This is a genomic window from Bradyrhizobium acaciae (assembly GCF_020889785.1).
Classification (GTDB): Bacteria; Pseudomonadota; Alphaproteobacteria; order Rhizobiales; family Xanthobacteraceae; genus Bradyrhizobium; species Bradyrhizobium acaciae.
The window spans coordinates 40,257-57,078 of the sequence record NZ_JACMYK010000035.1 but is presented as its reverse complement, the minus strand read 5'-3'; the positions used below and the strand labels follow the sequence as shown (position 1 = coordinate 57,078).

The window sequence follows — 16,822 nt, the reverse complement described above, 5'->3', positions numbered from 1 at the left end:
GCGGCTACATCTCGCCCTACTTCGTCACCAACGCCGACAAGATGCGCGTTGAGATGGACGACGCCTACATCCTCATCAACGAGAAGAAGCTCTCCTCGCTGAACGAGCTGCTGCCGCTGCTCGAGGCCGTGGTGCAGACCGGCAAGCCGCTGGTCATCGTCGCTGAAGACGTCGAAGGCGAAGCCCTCGCCACCCTCGTCGTCAACCGCCTGCGTGGCGGCCTGAAGGTCGCGGCCGTCAAGGCTCCGGGCTTCGGCGATCGCCGCAAGGCCATGCTGCAGGACATCGCGATCCTGACCGGCGGCCAGGCCATCTCGGAAGACCTCGGCATCAAGCTCGAGAACGTCACGCTGCAGATGCTCGGTCGCGCCAAGAAGGTGATGATCGACAAGGAAAACACCACGATCGTCAACGGCGCCGGCAAGAAGGCCGACATCGACGCGCGCGTTGCCCAGATCAAGGCGCAGATCGAGGAAACCACCTCGGACTACGACCGTGAGAAGCTGCAGGAGCGTCTCGCCAAGCTCGCTGGCGGCGTCGCGGTGATCCGCGTCGGCGGCGCGACCGAAGTCGAGGTGAAGGAGCGCAAGGATCGCGTTGATGACGCGATGCATGCGACCCGTGCGGCCGTCGAGGAAGGCATCGTCCCGGGCGGCGGCGTCGCCCTGCTCCGTGCTTCCGAGCAGCTCAAGGGCCTGCGCACCAAGAACGACGACCAGAAGACCGGCGTCGAGATCGTGCGCAAGGCGCTGTCGGCTCCGGCTCGCCAGATCGCGATCAACGCCGGTGAAGACGGCTCCGTCATCGTCGGCAAGATCCTCGAGAACAAAACCTACAATTACGGCTTCGACTCCCAGACCGGCGACTACGCCGACCTGGTCAAGAAGGGCATCATCGACCCGACCAAGGTGGTCCGTACCGCGATCCAGAACGCAGCCTCGGTTGCCGCGCTGCTGATCACCACGGAAGCCATGGTTGCCGAGCTGCCGAAGAAGAACGCCGGCGGCCCCGCAATGCCTCCGGGCGGCGGCATGGGCGGCATGGACTTCTAAGTCCAGCCACTTTAGGCAAGCCACGAAATGCAAAGCCCCGGCAGCGATGCCGGGGTTTTTGTTTGCGGCATCCGGCCGAACACTTGTTGCGGCGCGCTCGCTCGATGTCGGCGTTCTGAGCGACCTCGCGCCGGAGAAGGCACGCTGCGGCTTACGGCAGCATTCACTTATGCACAGCACTCCCCATAAACACATGTTAGTTCGGGTTGACATTCTCAAAAAAATTATCGCCGAGAGTCGCAAACCGAACCGACAGTCTCGGCCTCGTCCCGCACAGTAAGCTTGGGACAGGTTCGAAGTTCACTCAAAAATCTGAATCGAGCACGGAGCGTCAGCTCCCGTGACGCGGGCAAGCGTTGCGGAGAATGCTTGCGCTTGAGAGGGAGGCTGTGCGGTGAGCGAAAGCCAAATGAAAGTCACCGTGAAGGGCACGCGTCTCTTCGAGATGCCGCTGTCGAGCCACCTGTTCGACCAGGCGATCGCGACGAAAGCCCGCGAACCCGCCAGGAAACGATTTGCCGAGGTGCTTCGCCAAGCCGCCTGAAGAAGCGGCGTTCAACTCACATCGAGGATTCGTTTGAGGAGGGATCTGGCCGGTTGGAAAAGCCCAGTGACGAGCATGCAGCCCCCACTGCCCAATGCTCTGTCAACCGCCGCAGGTGCGCGATGCCCCCAACTACCCCGCACCGAGCTGAGGCCAATCCAACCGGCCGGAGCTTTTCTGCAAGAGCAAAAAAATATGGGAGGGAGGCTCACATGGGCATGGTCATGGTCAAATGTCCGCAGACCGGGCACGCGATTTCCACCGGGATCAAAACCGATCGCGAGAGCTTTCGACGCAGTACGGTGTTCTTCTCGCGCACCCCTTGCCCATTTTGCCGCGCCGATCATGCCTGGTTTGCGGGGGACGCCTGGGTCGACGAGCCGAGCATCCGCGTGCGGCGACGCCGCAGCGCCGGTTCACCGGCCTGATACCGGCCACCACTCTCGATGATCGCGATGGAGGGACACCATGGCGCATGCGCAGAACTCAACGGAAACGTCTGCCTGGCTGCTGCAGGCCAAGGACTTTCTCCATGAAGCACGACGGCTGAAGCCGGGCCCAAAGCGCAATGAATTGCGCGAGACGGCGCAGGTGCTGCGCGAGATTGCGAAGCTCGAGGCGGCAGCCTCCTCCGCGCGGAAGCGCGATCGTCGGCGAGCAAGCTGACCGCGCCGGGAACGCGCTCACACGGTGTCGTCCGCCTCGATTTCCGAGATGCGGGGATCGTCGCCCGGAGCCATTCCCCGAGCTCGAGCCTTGTCACCCGAGAATATCTCCTCGGCCTCAAGACGCATGACGCGATGGCATTCGCACGCCGCCGCTACCAGCCGCGCCCGGTCGATCTCGATCCGGCCTCGTTGCTCGGACCTGATCGCACCGCGCTTGCGCAGATTGCCCATCAGCAACGTCACCGTTGTTCGCCGCACGCCCAGGATTTGCGACAGTGCGTGCTGGGTCAACGGGAGGACGTCGCTGTCGACGCGCTCGCGAAGCTGGAGCAGCCAGCGCGCCATCCGCGCCTCGACCGGGTGGAGTGCATTGCAGGCCGAGCCAAGCTGAAACTGGATCAGCATCGCTCTGACGTGCTTTTGGATCGCCTGCCGGATCCCGGGACTGCGGCCGAAAGCGGCATGAAAGCGCGACGCGGGAACTCGCGAGGCCGTACCAGCAGCACGGACGACTGCGGTGATGCCTGACGGTGACGCTCCGAGCACCGAAAGGCTGCCCACGGCCCCTTCGTTTCCGACCACACCGGTCGCGACCGTGTGCCCATCCGCCATGTCGATCATCAACAAGATCGCCCCGCTGTGGGGAAAGAAGACGTAGTCGATCTCGTCGCCGGCGCGCGCCAGGATCTCATCCTGTTCGAGCGCGACAATCTCCAGCTCGGGCCTCAGGAGGTCCAAATCCGCAGGCGACAATGTTGCGAGAAGACGATTACGACTTCCGCCGGAAATGCTCACCTGCGGGAACTCGTGATGTAGGGTCGCACAGCAAACTCACTCAAACACAGGCCACAACAAATTCCAAACACTTGACCGCGCGGTGGAATTCCCTGCGACACGATCCGAAATAGTTAGATGCAAATGCGCCGCCGGACGCAACAGCAAAATGCGCATGGTCGCACCGTAAAACTTCGGGAACCCGAGAGTTCCAGTTTTCGAACCCCGCAAGCGCCGCGCCCGACGCGTCTGACCGCTCCAATGCGTCGCCGGTCAAGACACGCGCGAGCGGTGGTCAGGTCGCCAACGCGCTTGTTTGAGCAGCTCCTGTGCGTCGCCGATTTCGGCAAGATCGAGCGCCGCATCGAAGCTGGCGAGCACCGGTGACAACAATTGAGACATCTCGTCTGCCCGGCCGCTGCGGCTGCAAAGCCGCGCGAGTCCCAACGTGCTGCGCAGTTCGAAAGTCCTCGTCTGCTGCCTTCGCGCAATATCAATGGCGCGGTGGAAGGCCTCCTCGGCGCCGGGAATGTCGGGGGTGTCGCGACGCGACCGCAGCTCGCCCAGCACGCGGTATAGCTCGGCGTCCAGCCAGTGCTGCCCGGATTGCTCCGTCGCGTCGATCAGCTCGTTGACGATGTCGAGTCCCGCCTCGACATGCCCGGCCTCCGCGTTCGCCACCGCGATCTGCAAGCCCCAGAAGGGATCACAGAGGTAGCAGTCGTTCTCGTGAAGCAACGTCCAGCCGCGCTGCATCTCCGCGAGACCCGCCGCCAAGTCGCCGGCGCGCCACTTCGCCAAACCATTGAGATAGGTGCCGGCGGCGACATACAGCGGCATGGTGTGATCCTGAGCCAGTCCCAACGCGAGGATCGTCTCGGTCTGCCGCAACCGGCTGCCGCACAGCCCGTCGAAAACAGCCTTGTGAACCAGCGCATTGGCTCGCGCGAGCGCGCGCTGTTCACCGGAAACGCTCACCGCTTCGCCCGCGAGCTGTCGGGCTCGATCGATCTCGCCACGCGGCCAGAGCACGAGCGCCAGAAATCGCATGATGACGAACGGCAGGTCGAGCGTCGATGCCTTCAAGGTTGCCGGATTGGACTCCGTCGTATAGGCCGCGAACGCCTGCTCCAGATGGACGCCCGCGTCTAGATACTCGCCCGCGAACCACGAGGTCACCCCGCTGGTCCAGTGCGCGACGATCGTCGCCACCGGCGAATCCGGATGCCGTTCCGCCGCACCCATGATGGCCTCCGCCAACTCGCGCATCGGCGCGAGCTCGCCGTGGGTCAAGCAGGCGTTGAAGAGGCCCGACTGGATCGGCGCCATCTCGATCGGATCATCGATGTCAGAGGCGAACTGCCGGGCGCGCGTCCAGGCGGCCACCGTCTCGGGGGCGCTGTGCCCCAGACTGCCGCGCAGTGCGCGGCCATAGGCGATTTGCAAATGGAGCCGACCGATCATCCGGCCCGGCTCATCGGGAAGTTCGTCGGCGATGGCGACCGCCTTGCCGAGATGTGCGATCGCCTCGCAATAGGCCGAACGCTTCAGCGCCTGCTGACCGGCTTTGCGCCACCAAGCCAGTGCAGTCTGGCCGAGCCCTGCCTCGGTGAAATGATACGCAACGACTTCCGGCTCGATCTCCGCGATCTCGGCAAACCTGGCGCGCAGCACATCGCCGATCTGCTTGTGGAGCAGTTGCCGGCGGCTCTTGAGCAGGCTCTCGTAAGCCGCTTCCTGGACCAATGCATGCCTGAAGCTGTAGCTTGCATCCGGCGGCGTGCCCCGGCGCAACAGCAACTCCGCCTCTTCGAGCTGGGCGAGCGCGGCCGCAAGCGTCAGATCATCGCGCCCGGCCACACTGCGGAGCAGTGTATACGAGAATTCACGGCCGATCGCCGCGCCAATCTGCGCCACCTCCTTGACCGGCGCCAGGCGGTCGAGCCGGGCCATCAGCGAGTCCTGCAGTGTCGCCGGGATCGCGAGCGGTGGCAGCGGATTGTCGAGGCGGTAGCGCCCGGCATTCTCGACGAGCAGCCCCGACTCCATGACCATCTTGGTCAGTTCCTCGACGAACAATGGGACACCATCCGTCCGCTCGACGATCTGTGTCATCATCTCGCCCGGCAGCGACCGGCCGACAGTCACCTGCTCGATAAGCGCGCGGGTGTCCTGTCGGTCGAGCCGATCCAGCCGCAGCAGGCTCACATTGGCCAAGCCCGCCCAGGGCGGTTCGAACTCGGGCCTGAACGTCATCAGCATGAGGATCGGAAGCCCCCTGATCCGGTCGACCGCAAGGTCCAACAGTTCGAGCGACGTGGCGTCTACCCAGTGGATGTCTTCGCAGACGACAAGCACCGGCTGCTGCCGGGCGAGGCCCTCGAGTTGGTCGAGCAGCGCTGCAAATGTCTGCCGCCGCTGTTGCGTCGGACTGAGGCCGAGCGGCGGATAGCGGTCGCCTGTCGGGATCGACAGCAGCGCCGCGATCAGCGGAGTGACGGTGGGCAATTGCTGCGTCCCGAGCGCCAGCATGCCTTCGAGCTTGTCCAGCTTCCGCTCCGGCAGATCATCCGGCCTGATGCCGGCGGCACGCTCGAGCTGTGCGACGAAGGGGTGCAGCGCGCTGTTGGTGTGATAGGGCGAGCACTGATACCGCACACGGCGGTGTGTCGCCGGTGCGAGGCTGTCGGAGAGCATTGCCACGATCCGCGATTTGCCGATCCCGGCTTCGCCCGATATCAGCAACGCCTGGCCCCGGCCCTGCCACGCCAGTTGCTGGCGCGACAGTGCAAATTCGATCTCCGCCTTGCGGCCGACGAAGCCGATCGAACGCGCGGTCCGCACTGCCTCGAAACGGCTCTCCGATGCCGGCTCGCCTTCGACTGCCCACACCGCGATCGGTTCGGAGATGCCCTTGACTTCGCGGCGACCGAGGTTGCGAAGCGTGAAGAGATTGCCGAGCAATCGGCGGGTCGAAGCGGCGACGACGACCACACCCGGCTCCGCCAGGCCCTGCAACCGCGCAGCGACATTCGGCGCATCGCCGACCAGCGCCTGCTGCTCCGACGCGTCGCCGGAGACGAGGTCGCCGACCACGACAAGCCCGCTCGCAATCGCGATCCGCACCGCGACGCCCTCGTCAGCGCGGGTCTCCAGCTTGCCGATCGCGGCGATGACGTCGAGGCCGGCGCGCACTGCGCGCTCCGCATCGTCTTCGTGCGCTCGGGGGGAGCCGAAATATGCGAGGATCCCATCGCCGATAAATCTGGCAACGACGCCGTCATATGTTGCGATCACCCGCGCACAGGCCGCGCGATAGGCACGAATCACCTCCCACATGTCCTCAGGATCGAGGCGCGCCGACAAGGCGGTCGAGCCGACCAGGTCGCAGAACATCACGGTGAGATGGCGTCGCTCGGCATCGTGCGATGAAACCGGCGCGGCGATCAGTTCGGCTTGATTTAAATCGGCGATCGCGCGCAGCATCTTGCGGCGATGGCCGAGCAGGACTCCAAGCCTGTCGAAGTCTTCATCCGTCAATTCGGGAAGAACACTTACGTCGATGCCGTTCTCGGCAAAACGCAGCGCGTATTGCCCAAGCCCCAGCTTCCCGAGCCATTCCGCAATCTGCTGCATTGGCTTCACCGACGGGTTGACGGCTGGCCGAATGGACCACGGCGAACAGACGTTAGCGCAATCTGTCTGTGCTGGCACCTTCTGTCTTTAGGCAGTCAGTCCGGAGCAGCAAATTGTGCCACGGCGGTGTTCCGTTACAGCCCTGTGCACGCGAACATTCGTACGCGTGCCCGCAGGCTCACTCCGTCCGCGCCGCAACCGGCCCCTTGTCGGTCCAGTCCGGCGGCACGCCCGCGCTGTCTCCGACCATGCCGATGAGGCCCGGCGCGCGCCCGAATGCTTCGCATGCCCGATATTTCGGCGCGCCGCCGAGCAGGAAGCCCAGCCGCTGCATCGAGGGCATCGATGGCACCCCGCCGAACGGCGTCACGCCGGTGACCAGCATCTGGCTGAAATCGCCGCCGAACGATGCCGCGAGGCCGTACGCATCGCCCTCCTCCGACATCCGCCCGGTATCGAAAGCATTGGCAGCGCGGCCCCAGACCATCGCCGCCTTTTGCTGCCCGGCAGAATCGCGCGCCTCGGCTTCAAGCGACAGGCTGCCGAGCCCGACCGGAATGCGCGGAACGGGTACGGGCACGCCGGGCAACAGAATCGTCTTCGCGACCGATACGCCCTTGGAGACGCCGACAGCGGTGGGATCAGTCGGCACCACATGCGTGATGACGGCCTGCACGGTCAGATCGGCCGGCTCCGACGCAACCACGTAGAAGCGCTCGCTGAGGCCCGCGCACAACGCACGGTCGGCGGCGTTGGTGACGAGCCTGCGTTGCGCGGGCGTGAACGGCGCCGGCGTTTTCTCGGAGAACACGGTGGGAATGATCCTGACCGTCTTCGCCGCCAGCACCTCTTCCTTGCTCACGCGCAGCTGTGAACGGGTCAGCATTCCGTCCGACTGCACCATGTTGTCGTAGGAGCGGAGCGAGCCGGCCTGATCCAGCGTCGCGGTCGCGCAGCCCGAGACCAGCAGACCGAGCAGGTTCGCCGCGGCCCAGCCACGGAGCTGCGCCCCCCGCCCGCTCACGAATCCGTTTGCCGCCGGAATCCGCTTGATCCGGCATACGCGCGAGCAGGTTGTCATTGGGGCACCACTGAATTACACTTAGTGTAATTATTACACTAGGTGTAGTTATCGTGTTGGGCGGTTTTATGGCGTGACCGCCGGCGCGCGACCGAAAGACGCATGTCTCGTCGCGCTGCTCTGCGCGTTAACGCCGACGGCCGCGCGCCTCCGAGGCCACGAAGTGCTTTTGCCCTGATTGCCTGTTCATGAGAGAAGCGGCCGATGCCCGACACATTGACGAAGTCCCGGACGCCTGCAGGCGAAGGCCTGCGCGAGCGCAATCGTCGCCAGACGCTGCAACGCATCACCGATGTCGGCATGGAGCTGTTTTTGGCCAATGGATACGAGGCCACGACGCTGGACGAGATCGCGGCGGCGGCCGGCATCTCGCGCAGGACCTTCTTCTACTATTTCAGGAGCAAGGACGAGATCCTGCTCGCACATATCTCAGGCTATGACGACGCGCTCAGGGCGTCGATCCGCGATCACGCCTCGGCCGGCGCACCGATCGACGTCGTCCGCGAGGCGCTGCTGGAAATGTCCGCCCACTTCCAGACGTCGCGAACCATGGCGATATCGCGCCTGATCCGTGAGAGCGAAGTGCTGAGCTCGCGCCGACCCAGGAACGATCTGCACCGCGAACGGATCGTCTACGAGGCACTCTGCGAACTATGGCCGGGCAAGGACCGCCGCGACCGCCTCCGTCTCGTCGCGATGGCCTCGAGCGGCGCACTGCGCATCGCCGTCGACGCCTGGCTCGAGCAAGGCGGCAAGCGCCAACTCACCAAATTCGTCCAGGACGCCTTCACCAATCTGAAGGCCGCGATCTGAGCTCCTCCTCCCCCTGTCATTCCGGGGGCGCGCGAGCCCGGAATGACGAAGGATAGATTTGCGAAACGCGCCGATCAACATCACTCCAAAACTCGAAGGGCCGCCCGTGGGCGGCCCTTCTGTCTTATGCGCTCTCGGGCGCCTTGAGGCGGACCAGCTTGGTCAGCAGCGCATCGAGGCCCTGGCCCTCGCCCGCGTGCAGGTCGATGCGGCCGACCTTCTCGACCAGACGCTCGAGCGACTCCAGCTCCTTGAGCCGGAGCAGCAGAGGGTTCTCCTCCATCAGCTTGGCGGTGTTCAGGAGCGAACGCGTCGCCGCGGTCTCCTCCTGCCGGCGGATCAGGTTGGCCTTCGCCACCCGCTCCGCCTCCACCACCTTGTTGACCAGCTCGCGGATCTCGCCGGGCAGGATCACGTCCTTCACGCCGAGTTCGGTGACTTCGACACCACCATCCGCGACACGCGCGCGGACGTAGTCGCGAAGCTCCTCGTCGAGCGCCGTCTTCGCAGACAGCACTTCGTCCAGCGTGCGACCGGCCACCGCCTCGCGGATCGCGAACTGCACCAGGCGATACAGCCACGCATCCACGTCGGGCACCGTTGCCACGACCCGCTCGGGATCGACGATCCGGCGGAATGCGGTCAGCGTCACGCGCAGCGCGATGCGATCCTTGGTCAGCATCTCCTGCGCCGTGATCTCGATCGCCTGGGGACGCAGGTCGAGGCGCTTGACCTCGATCTTGCGGCCCGCAATCCAGAACGCGTGCCGGCCGGGCGCGAGCCGCTCGACCAGCTTGCCCTCGACCGTGAGCAGACCGGCCTCGTGGTTCTCGACCACCGCCTCGGTGATGACGCCGGCCCGGTTGGGCTGGATCATCGCGAGGTGGCGTGCGGTGACGCGGGGATCGCTCGTCACATCGATGCGCTCGACCTCGACCGACGTCGCGACCTTCCAGTACACGCGCGTCTGCCAGGGCGTCATCAGCTGAACGGGACGGCCGTCGAGGCTGACGATCGCGATCTCGTTTGCCTTGGTCTCGATCGCCTCGAACAGCTCATCGGCCAGATCGGGACGCGCGGCCTTGATCACCGCGTAGCGATCCGCGGGAAATTCGGTCCGCACGACGCTGAACAGCTCGGCCTTCAGCTCATGCAGGGGATCGAACAGGCGGTGACGTCCGGGCGCGAGCACCTGCTCGAGCCGGCCGTCGCGCGTCAGCAACGCGCGCTCGCCATCCTTCACCGTCAACTTGGTCGTCAAGATATGCCAGGTCATTGGCACGCCTCCATCGTTGCTTCAGGCCCATGGGCCTGAAAGCTGGTTTCATCTTGCAAAGGACGTGAGGACGCGAACGCGGCTTCCTGTCAGCCAAGCGGGCCGTGGCTTCAGCTTGCGTGACGACGGGCGCACGCGCACGTTCGCGCGACAAAAGTCGCGCGGCCGTGCGGAGCCACCCGGCATCAGCGCAAGCGGTATCCACCGCGGCGCAAAGCCGGTCTCACAGTGTCGATGTTCGGACGAAGAGCCTTGCGGCAGAACGGCCGGACTGCGACTGAAGCGCGCGTCCGGTCCCTTCAGAGGTATCAGCTTTTCAGGCTGAACGGAGCGCTTGGAGCGGGAGTTGAACCCGCGACACGATGATTCTGAGTCACCTGCTCTACCTAACTGAGCTATCCTTTGTGAGAAGATCGGATTCGAACCGGTACCTTCGGGGTTTCAGCCCCGACGCTCGCCCATGAGCTTCATTCTCGTGATCTTCATTTCAGCGGAACACGACACCGCAGAGCGGCACGCGCCAGTCGGGATCTCAGCGAGCCCGAACCCATGGCCGAAGCGAAGGAGCGGGCTAATAGACGAAGCACGCCCGGGTTGCAAGAGGGTCGCGTGTGATTTTTTCATGACGGGGCGGCGCTGAGGCAACCACAAACTCACCTCGTCATTCCGGGGCGTGCGAAGCACGAACCCGGAATCCATCAGGCCGCACAACGTGCGGAGGATTCCGGGCTCGGCGCTGCGCGCCGCCCTCAGGTGCGCAATTGCGCACCGGGAAATGACAGGAGGTAAGCCCATCTCCCTCACCCGCTGCGCGCGACGTCCTGGAAGCAGACACGCAGCCAGTCGATGGTGGCGCGCGTTGCCGCGTCGCGCTTGAGATGGTTCTGCACCAGGAGCCAGACGTCGCGCCGCTTCGGCAACGGCGTGGCGCGCAGACGGCGGTCGGTCAGCAGTTCGACGCAACTGTGCTCCGGCAGCACGCCGACTGCATGATGCGACTGGATCAGCTTGTGGATGATGCGGACATTGTCGGTGACGCAGCGCGCGCGAAGTCGCTTCCCGCGCAGGAACTGCATTTCCGGAATTGCGCCGAGCTCGTCGGGATACGCGCATGTCACAGGCTCTCCCGCCGCCGTCGCCGCCGGCTCGAAGAAATACAGCCTGACTTCGGCGAGCTTCGAGATCGCGAAGTCGCCCTTGTCGGGCTTGCGCAGCCGGATCGCAAGATCGGCTTCCCAGCGCGAGAATTTCACATTGTCGCTTGACGTCAGGAATTGCACCGTCAGGCCCGGATGGGCGCGCAGGAACGCGCTGGTGCGCGGCGCCAGCACTTCCTCCGCGATCGCATTGGTGGAGGCGATCCGCAGCCGGCCGACCGGGCCGGGCAGGCTTTCACCGATCCGGCCGATCTCCCCGGCATGCGCCGCCATCGCCTGGATGTGCGCGAGCACCACGTCGCACTGCCGGGTCGGCCTGCGGACGCCGTCGGCCGCTTCGAACAGCCGCAGGCCGAGCGCGCGCTCAATCCGCGCCAGCCTGCGGCCGACGGTGGTCTCGTCGATCCGCAGCCGCGCGCTGGCGCCGGCATAGGTGCCCTCGTCCCTGACGGCCGCGATGATGCGAAGGTCGTCCCAGTTCATGGCGTCAGGCTACATCGCATCCGGCCTGCCTGCAATAGCGCAGCCACCGCTGCAATATCCCTGCATAACGGCAGGCCCGTCCGCGGCTATATTTTCGAAAGACACATCCGCCGGAGATCTCACGACCATGACCGTCGCCAAAACGTTGATGCAGCTTGCCGGTATCGACCTCACCCCGCCCCGCCTCGGCGATGCCTGCCTCGTGCTGATCGATATCCAGAACGAATATCTCGCCGGTCCCCTCGCTTTGCCCGACGCCGGCCCGGCTATCGCGCGGGCCACCGCACTGCTCGGTCGCGCGCGGGAAAGCGGCGCCAAAATCATCCACATCGCGCACAAGGGATCGCCGGGAAGCCTGTTCGATCGTGCCGCGGAGCGTGGTGCGATCGTCGCGCCGCTGGCACCGCGGCCGGGTGAGATCGTGATCGAGAAGCAATTGCCGAACGCATTCGCCGGCACCGATCTCAATGCGCAGCTTGCCGCGACCGGCCGCAGGGAGCTGGTGCTCGCCGGCTTCATGACGCATATGTGCGTGAGCTCGACCGCCCGCGCCGCGCTCGATCTCGGCTACCGCACCACCATCGATGCCGACAGCTGCGCCACCCGCGACCTGCCCGACGGCACCGGCGGCACGATTGCCGCAAAACTCATTCACGACGTCGCGCTCGCCGAACTGTCGGACCGCTTCGCGATCATCGCCCGCGGCAACGCCCTCGCTTGAGTGACATCGCCATGCTCCAGCTTTATTTCTCGCCGATGGCCTGCTCACTGGCCAGCCGCATGGCACTGATGGAAGCCGGGATCGAGGCGCGCTATCACCTCGTCCATCTCTGGACCAAGAAGGTGCTGGAGGACGATGGCGACTTCCGCGCGGTCGCACCGAAGGGCGCGGTACCGGTGCTGGTGCTCGAGAACGGCGAACACCTGACGGAGAGCGCGGCGGTCCTGCAATACATCGCGGACCTCAAGCCCGAACTCGGCCTCGCGCCGCAACCGGGCCATCCGGATCGCTACCGCCTGCAGGAGTGGCTGAGCTTCATCGGCACCGAGATCCACAAGGGCTTTCTGTTCCCGACCTTCTGGTACAAGGACGACGCATCGCTCGCCAAACCGCGTGCCAGGATCGGCCAGATCCTGTCGGTGCCGTCAGCGCATCTCACGCACCGCGAATTTCTGGTCGGGGACCGCTTCACGGTCGCGGACGCGCACCTCGCCTGGGCCCTGCTGCTGCTCCGCGCCGCCGGTGTCGACGTCGCGGAATGGCCGCCACTGGCAGCCTATCTCTCACGCATTCAGGGACGGCCGCAGGTCAAGGCCGCGATCGGCACCGAGATGCAGCTGTGGAAGAGCATCGCGGCGTGATCGCCCCGGGCCCCCGCGCAACGTTACTGGAATGCGACCTCGGCAAAGCTGCGCAGCTTGCGCGAATGGAGGCGTTCGGATTCCTGCTGCTTGAGCCGCTCCAGCGCCTTCTGCCCGATCTGAAGATGCTGGCCGACGCGCTGGCGATAGAACTCGCTCGCCATGCCCGCCAGCTTGATCTCGCCATGCAGCGGCTTGTCCGAAACACACAGCAGCGTGCCGTAGGGCACGCGGAAGCGATAGCCGTTGGCGGCGATCGCGGCCGATTCCATGTCGAGCGCGACGGCGCGCGACTGCGACATCCGCCGGATCACCTGCGGTCCGCTGATCTCCCAATTGCGGTTGTCGACGCTCGCAACAGTGCCGGTGCGCATCAGCCGCTTGAGCTCGAAGCCGGTGAACCCGGTGACTTCACCGACCGCTTCCTCGAGCGCGACCTGCATTTCCGCAAGTGCGGGGATCGGCACCCATAGCGGCAGCTCGTGGTCGAGCACGTGATCCTCGCGGACATAGCCGTGGGCGAGCACGTAATCGCCGAGCCGCTGCGTATTGCGCAAGCCGGCGCAATGCCCGATCATCAGCCAGGCATGCGGCCGCAGCACCGCGACGTGATCGGTGATGTTGCGCGCATTGGACGGACCGATTCCGATATTGATCAGGGTGATGCCGCGATAACCGGGTTCGACGAGATGAAACGCCGGCATCTGCGGGATGCGCTCCGATGCGGCCCCGGTCGTGCCGCCGCCTGCCAGCGCGTTACGCGTGATTACGTTACCGGGTGCGACGAACGACTCGAGGCCTTCCTCACCCGAGGCGAGGCGCTGCAGGCTCGATTGCGCGAAGGCATCGACATAGAACTGGTAGTTGGTGAAGATCACGAAGTTCTGGAAGTGCTCGGGATCGGTGCCGGTGTAGTGATAGAGCCGGCGCAGCGAGTAATCGACCCGCGCGGCGCGGAACAGGGAAAGCGGCTCGGGAGTGCCCGGCGTCAGCTCGAACGTTCCGTCGGCGATCGCATCGTCCATTGCGGCGAGATCGGGCGTATCGAAGATGTCGCGCAGCGACCGCGTGAACGCCGAGCTGTCCGCGATGGTCAGCGCCGCCTCGATATTGATGTCCCGCCGGTAGGCGAAATGGATCGGGATCGGCTCGCTGGACTCGCCGATCTCGACCGCCACGCCATGGTTCTTGATCAGGAGCCCGATCTGCTCGGTGAGATAGGTCCGGAAAATATCCGGCCGGGTGACGCTGGTCTCGTGGATCCCAGGTCCCGCAACGAAGCCGTAGGCAAGCCGCGAATCCAGCCTCGCATGCGACGAGGTCGTGATGCGGACGAACGGATAATGCGCGCGCACCCGCGTCGTGATCGCAGCACCGTTGACATAGGCCTCGAAGCGATTGCGCAGGAAGCCGGTGTTGCGCTCGTAGATCTCTTCGAGACGAGCAACGGCGGCAGCGGCGTCGACAAACGCTTCGGTCGTGATCGGCGGCGGGGTCTCGATGGGGGGCGTCGGAGACATGTTCGCTTTGCACCGGAACCGTTGTCGAGCTTGGACTCGCCCTGGATCAGCGCAGTATAGCGACAATGGCACCTAGTTCTAGACGTCAGGCCGCAGCCGCGGGATGCCTGCGAGCTGACCGCTCCGCCTTACTGAACCCGCGCAAGCACCGCGAGGCGGCGAATGCCCTTGTTACGGTAGGCGTCGAGGAACGCGTAGTAATCCTTGAACGAGACGCAGCCGTTGGAGTCGCCGTTCGGGCCGAGCATGAAGGTATGCGCGAGCAGACCGTCGCGGTTGAAGATCTTGCCTTCGCCGCCGATCGGATTGAGCCGCAGCGCCGGCACACCGTGGAACAGCGCTTCGCGCGGCTTGAGCTCGTAGATGTGCGGCGGTGTCACGCCGACCATCTTCATGTGCGAGGACCTGGGATCGTCCAGCCTCGAGCCGAGGCCCGAATGCGCTTCGAGGCGCGTGCCGTCGGGCAGATACACGGTCTTGGCGGAGATGTCGTACACCGCGGTCTGGCGGTCATAGGGCGGCGAGCCGCCGAGCATCGGGTTCTGGTCCAGCGTCGAGGGGATGCTGCCGGTCACATTGGCGTCGGCCGAAGCGAACGAGAGCAGCCCGCCGCCCGACTCGCGCTTGCCCCACAGCTTCTCGACCATGGTCGCTCGCTCGCTCGACGCGATCGACATCACCGCGGCCTTGGCGCGCGCAGCCATGTCGCGGACGCCGCTGGATTTCGCAGCTTGCTTGGCTTCGGCGGGCTTCGGCTCGGAAGCCTTCTCGGCCCCCTTGGGCTGCACATTGGCAGCGGGATCGTTGAGCGCCACCTTCAAATTGGCGGCGGCTTGCTTCCTGGCGGTCTCCACCGACTTCGGCGCCGGCAGCGGCTTCGATGTTTCGGCGAGCTCCGCGCTGGCGACCGCCCTCGCCGCTTCAGCGGCCTTGGGCGCGGCGGCCTGCTTGATCGGATCGATCTGCGATGCGGCGTCGGCCACGACGCTGGAGGCCACGCCCTCGGGCGAGGCAGCCGCAAACCGATCGTTAAACATAAGCGAAGGTGCCTGCGCTTCCGACTTCGCCACCTCGGTCTTGGCCACCTCGGTCCTGGCCACCTCGGTCTTGGCAACCTCGGTCTTGGCGGGAGCCACCGGCGCCGGCGTCAGCGACGCGAACACCTCGTTGAACGCGGGTGTCGGCCGTGCGGCGGCGGCCACGGGCCGCTTCACCACCGGCGCATCAAACGACGCATTGCCCACTGACGGATAGACGCCCGCCGCAAAGATGTTGGCGTAGACGGTCCAGGCACAGCCAAGCACCAGCCCCGCCACCGCGGCACTGCCGAGGAAATGCTGTGGGAGAATTTTTCGGGAGGTTTTCTTGCGGCTCGGTGCCCCAAGAACATACGCACTTGTACTCGTACCCATACGCCCGGCGCTCAAAACAGGTCCACCTTTGTCCCTCACTCGACGCGTGGTCGAACGGTGTTCGGCTCAACGTCGCGCGGGGGCACAGACGGCCATTAAGGCGACTTTTAGTTAAATGCGACTTAACCGGATGCGATCCCCTGCAACGCGGGAAGTGCCTGTGGCATAGGGCTTTTTTAAGATGGCATTGGACCGCCAAAACGGCCTTTCTGTCCCACGATGGGACATTCCGGCGCGCGGTTCCGCCGCCGCATATCGGGATAAATCCTAGGGAGAATTTCCTTGCCGATCGCCCCGTAATCGCGCGGGGACCGGGCAAGAATCATCTCCTCAATAGCTCAGCTTCGGATACCAGTCGGCGCCGCGTCCCTCGCGCGTGGTGTCGAGCAAGGTCCAGAGCGGATCCATGTCCGGCGCGCCGCGCGGGTCCTGGCCGGGGTCCATGGTGCCCGCGCCCATCTCGCCGGCCCAGAATGACGGATCGTGCCGTCGTGGCGCGTGAAGACATTGTAGCCGGGCACGTCGCTGTCATCCTTGCTGACATAGTCGCGCGTGTAATCGCCCGACGCATCCGAATAGACCTTGTGACGCGACCAGCCGCGCGCCCGCTTCGCCTCGATCAGCCGTGCGATCGGCGAACGCGCGACGAACACGAACGACACGCGCTGCTCGATATCGGGCAGCTTCTGCTCCCATGTGCTCATGAACGATGTGCACATCGGGCACGGCTTCTCGCGCTGCGGGCCGAACATGTAGCTGTAGACGATGAGCGTCTGCTTGTTGCCGAACAGATCGGCGAGCGACGCCGCGCCGGACTCACCGGTGAACGCATAGGCCTTGGTCACCTCGCCGCCCGGCGGCAATGCGCGCCGCAGCTCGGCGACGCGCTCGATGTGACGACGCAACTCGATCTCCTCGACGAGCAGCTGCTGGCGCGCCCGACGATACTCGGCGCTTTCATTGGGAAAGCGCCTGACATTGGTCTCGGCGAGCTCGGCGGCGGGCTTGAGGACGGAACTGGTCATGGTTGGAACCTCGCGTGGT

The 16,822-nt window shown here is 65.1% G+C and carries 14 protein-coding genes, 2 tRNA genes and 1 pseudogene; 7 read left to right on the top strand and 10 right to left on the bottom strand.

Features of this window, described 5'->3' with window-relative positions; genetic code table 11:
* The 4 genes from groEL to H8A92_RS16605 all read left to right on the top strand — a co-directional run.
* The coding region (gene groEL, locus H8A92_RS16620) for a chaperonin GroEL (RefSeq protein ID WP_229196778.1) at window positions 1–1,052 on the top strand (1,052 nt) is incomplete at its 5' end.
* 394 nt (window positions 1,053–1,446) lie between these two features.
* Window positions 1,447–1,596: a hypothetical protein gene (locus H8A92_RS16615; protein ID WP_229196776.1), complete on the top strand. Its 150-nt coding sequence runs from the start codon at window positions 1,447–1,449 to the stop codon at window positions 1,594–1,596.
* A 212-nt stretch (window positions 1,597–1,808) separates the two neighbouring features.
* Window positions 1,809–2,024: a hypothetical protein gene (locus H8A92_RS16610; protein WP_076858594.1), complete on the top strand. Its 216-nt coding sequence runs from the start codon at window positions 1,809–1,811 to the stop codon at window positions 2,022–2,024.
* Between the two features lie 40 nt (window positions 2,025–2,064).
* A complete protein-coding gene (locus H8A92_RS16605) occupies window positions 2,065–2,262 on the top strand; it encodes a hypothetical protein (protein ID WP_163160026.1) in 198 nt (65 codons plus the stop codon).
* A gap of 17 nt (window positions 2,263–2,279) precedes the next feature.
* Here the strand turns inward: H8A92_RS16605 and H8A92_RS16600 are convergent, their stop codons facing one another.
* The 3 genes from H8A92_RS16600 to H8A92_RS16590 form a co-directional block, all read right to left on the bottom strand.
* Window positions 2,280–3,059, bottom strand: a complete 780-nt coding sequence (locus H8A92_RS16600) for a Crp/Fnr family transcriptional regulator (protein ID WP_229196774.1) — start codon at window positions 3,057–3,059, stop codon at window positions 2,280–2,282.
* 252 nt (window positions 3,060–3,311) lie between these two features.
* On the bottom strand, window positions 3,312–6,674 hold the full coding sequence (locus H8A92_RS16595; RefSeq protein WP_229196773.1) for an adenylate/guanylate cyclase domain-containing protein: 3,363 nt from the start codon (window positions 6,672–6,674) through the stop codon (window positions 3,312–3,314).
* A 178-nt stretch (window positions 6,675–6,852) separates the two neighbouring features.
* Entirely contained in the window at window positions 6,853–7,698 is an 846-nt protein-coding gene (locus H8A92_RS16590; RefSeq protein ID WP_229196771.1) for a DUF3313 domain-containing protein, read from the bottom strand.
* 261 nt (window positions 7,699–7,959) lie between these two features.
* Between H8A92_RS16590 and H8A92_RS16585 the strand changes: the two genes are divergently transcribed.
* Entirely contained in the window at window positions 7,960–8,568 is a 609-nt protein-coding gene (locus tag H8A92_RS16585) for a TetR/AcrR family transcriptional regulator (RefSeq protein WP_229196769.1), read from the top strand.
* Between the two features lie 124 nt (window positions 8,569–8,692).
* Here H8A92_RS16585 and H8A92_RS16580 read toward each other — a convergent pair whose 3' ends face one another.
* The 4 genes from H8A92_RS16580 to H8A92_RS16565 form a co-directional block, all read right to left on the bottom strand.
* Window positions 8,693–9,844, bottom strand: a complete 1,152-nt coding sequence (locus H8A92_RS16580; RefSeq protein ID WP_229196768.1) for a slipin family protein — start codon at window positions 9,842–9,844, stop codon at window positions 8,693–8,695.
* A 334-nt stretch (window positions 9,845–10,178) separates the two neighbouring features.
* Window positions 10,179–10,245 (bottom strand) — tRNA-Leu (locus tag H8A92_RS16575).
* Window positions 10,246–10,248: 3 nt separating this feature from the next.
* Window positions 10,249–10,320: transfer RNA gene (locus H8A92_RS16570), tRNA-Phe, on the bottom strand.
* Window positions 10,321–10,644: 324 nt separating this feature from the next.
* Window positions 10,645–11,484: a LysR family transcriptional regulator gene (locus tag H8A92_RS16565; protein WP_229196767.1), complete on the bottom strand. Its 840-nt coding sequence runs from the start codon at window positions 11,482–11,484 to the stop codon at window positions 10,645–10,647.
* Between the two features lie 127 nt (window positions 11,485–11,611).
* Here H8A92_RS16565 and H8A92_RS16560 point away from each other — a divergent pair, with 127 nt between their 5' ends.
* Both H8A92_RS16560 and H8A92_RS16555 read left to right on the top strand, forming a co-directional pair.
* Entirely contained in the window at window positions 11,612–12,205 is a 594-nt protein-coding gene (locus H8A92_RS16560) for a cysteine hydrolase family protein (protein WP_229196766.1), read from the top strand.
* Between the two features lie 11 nt (window positions 12,206–12,216).
* The gene (locus H8A92_RS16555) at window positions 12,217–12,846 is read left to right on the top strand and encodes a glutathione binding-like protein (protein WP_229196765.1); all 630 of its coding nucleotides are present in this window, start codon (window positions 12,217–12,219) and stop codon (window positions 12,844–12,846) included.
* Window positions 12,847–12,869: 23 nt separating this feature from the next.
* On the opposite strand, the gene H8A92_RS16550 is transcribed toward H8A92_RS16555, so the two are convergent.
* The 3 genes and pseudogenes from H8A92_RS16550 to H8A92_RS16540 form a co-directional block, all read right to left on the bottom strand.
* Complete coding sequence (locus H8A92_RS16550; protein ID WP_229196764.1) at window positions 12,870–14,366, bottom strand: AMP nucleosidase; 1,497 nt, start codon at window positions 14,364–14,366, stop codon at window positions 12,870–12,872.
* A gap of 128 nt (window positions 14,367–14,494) precedes the next feature.
* Entirely contained in the window at window positions 14,495–15,682 is a 1,188-nt protein-coding gene (locus H8A92_RS16545) for a tlde1 domain-containing protein (protein ID WP_229196763.1), read from the bottom strand.
* Window positions 15,683–16,108: 426 nt separating this feature from the next.
* A pseudogene (locus tag H8A92_RS16540) lies at window positions 16,109–16,803 on the bottom strand (DUF899 family protein).
* Window positions 16,804–16,822: the final 19 nt, after the last annotated feature.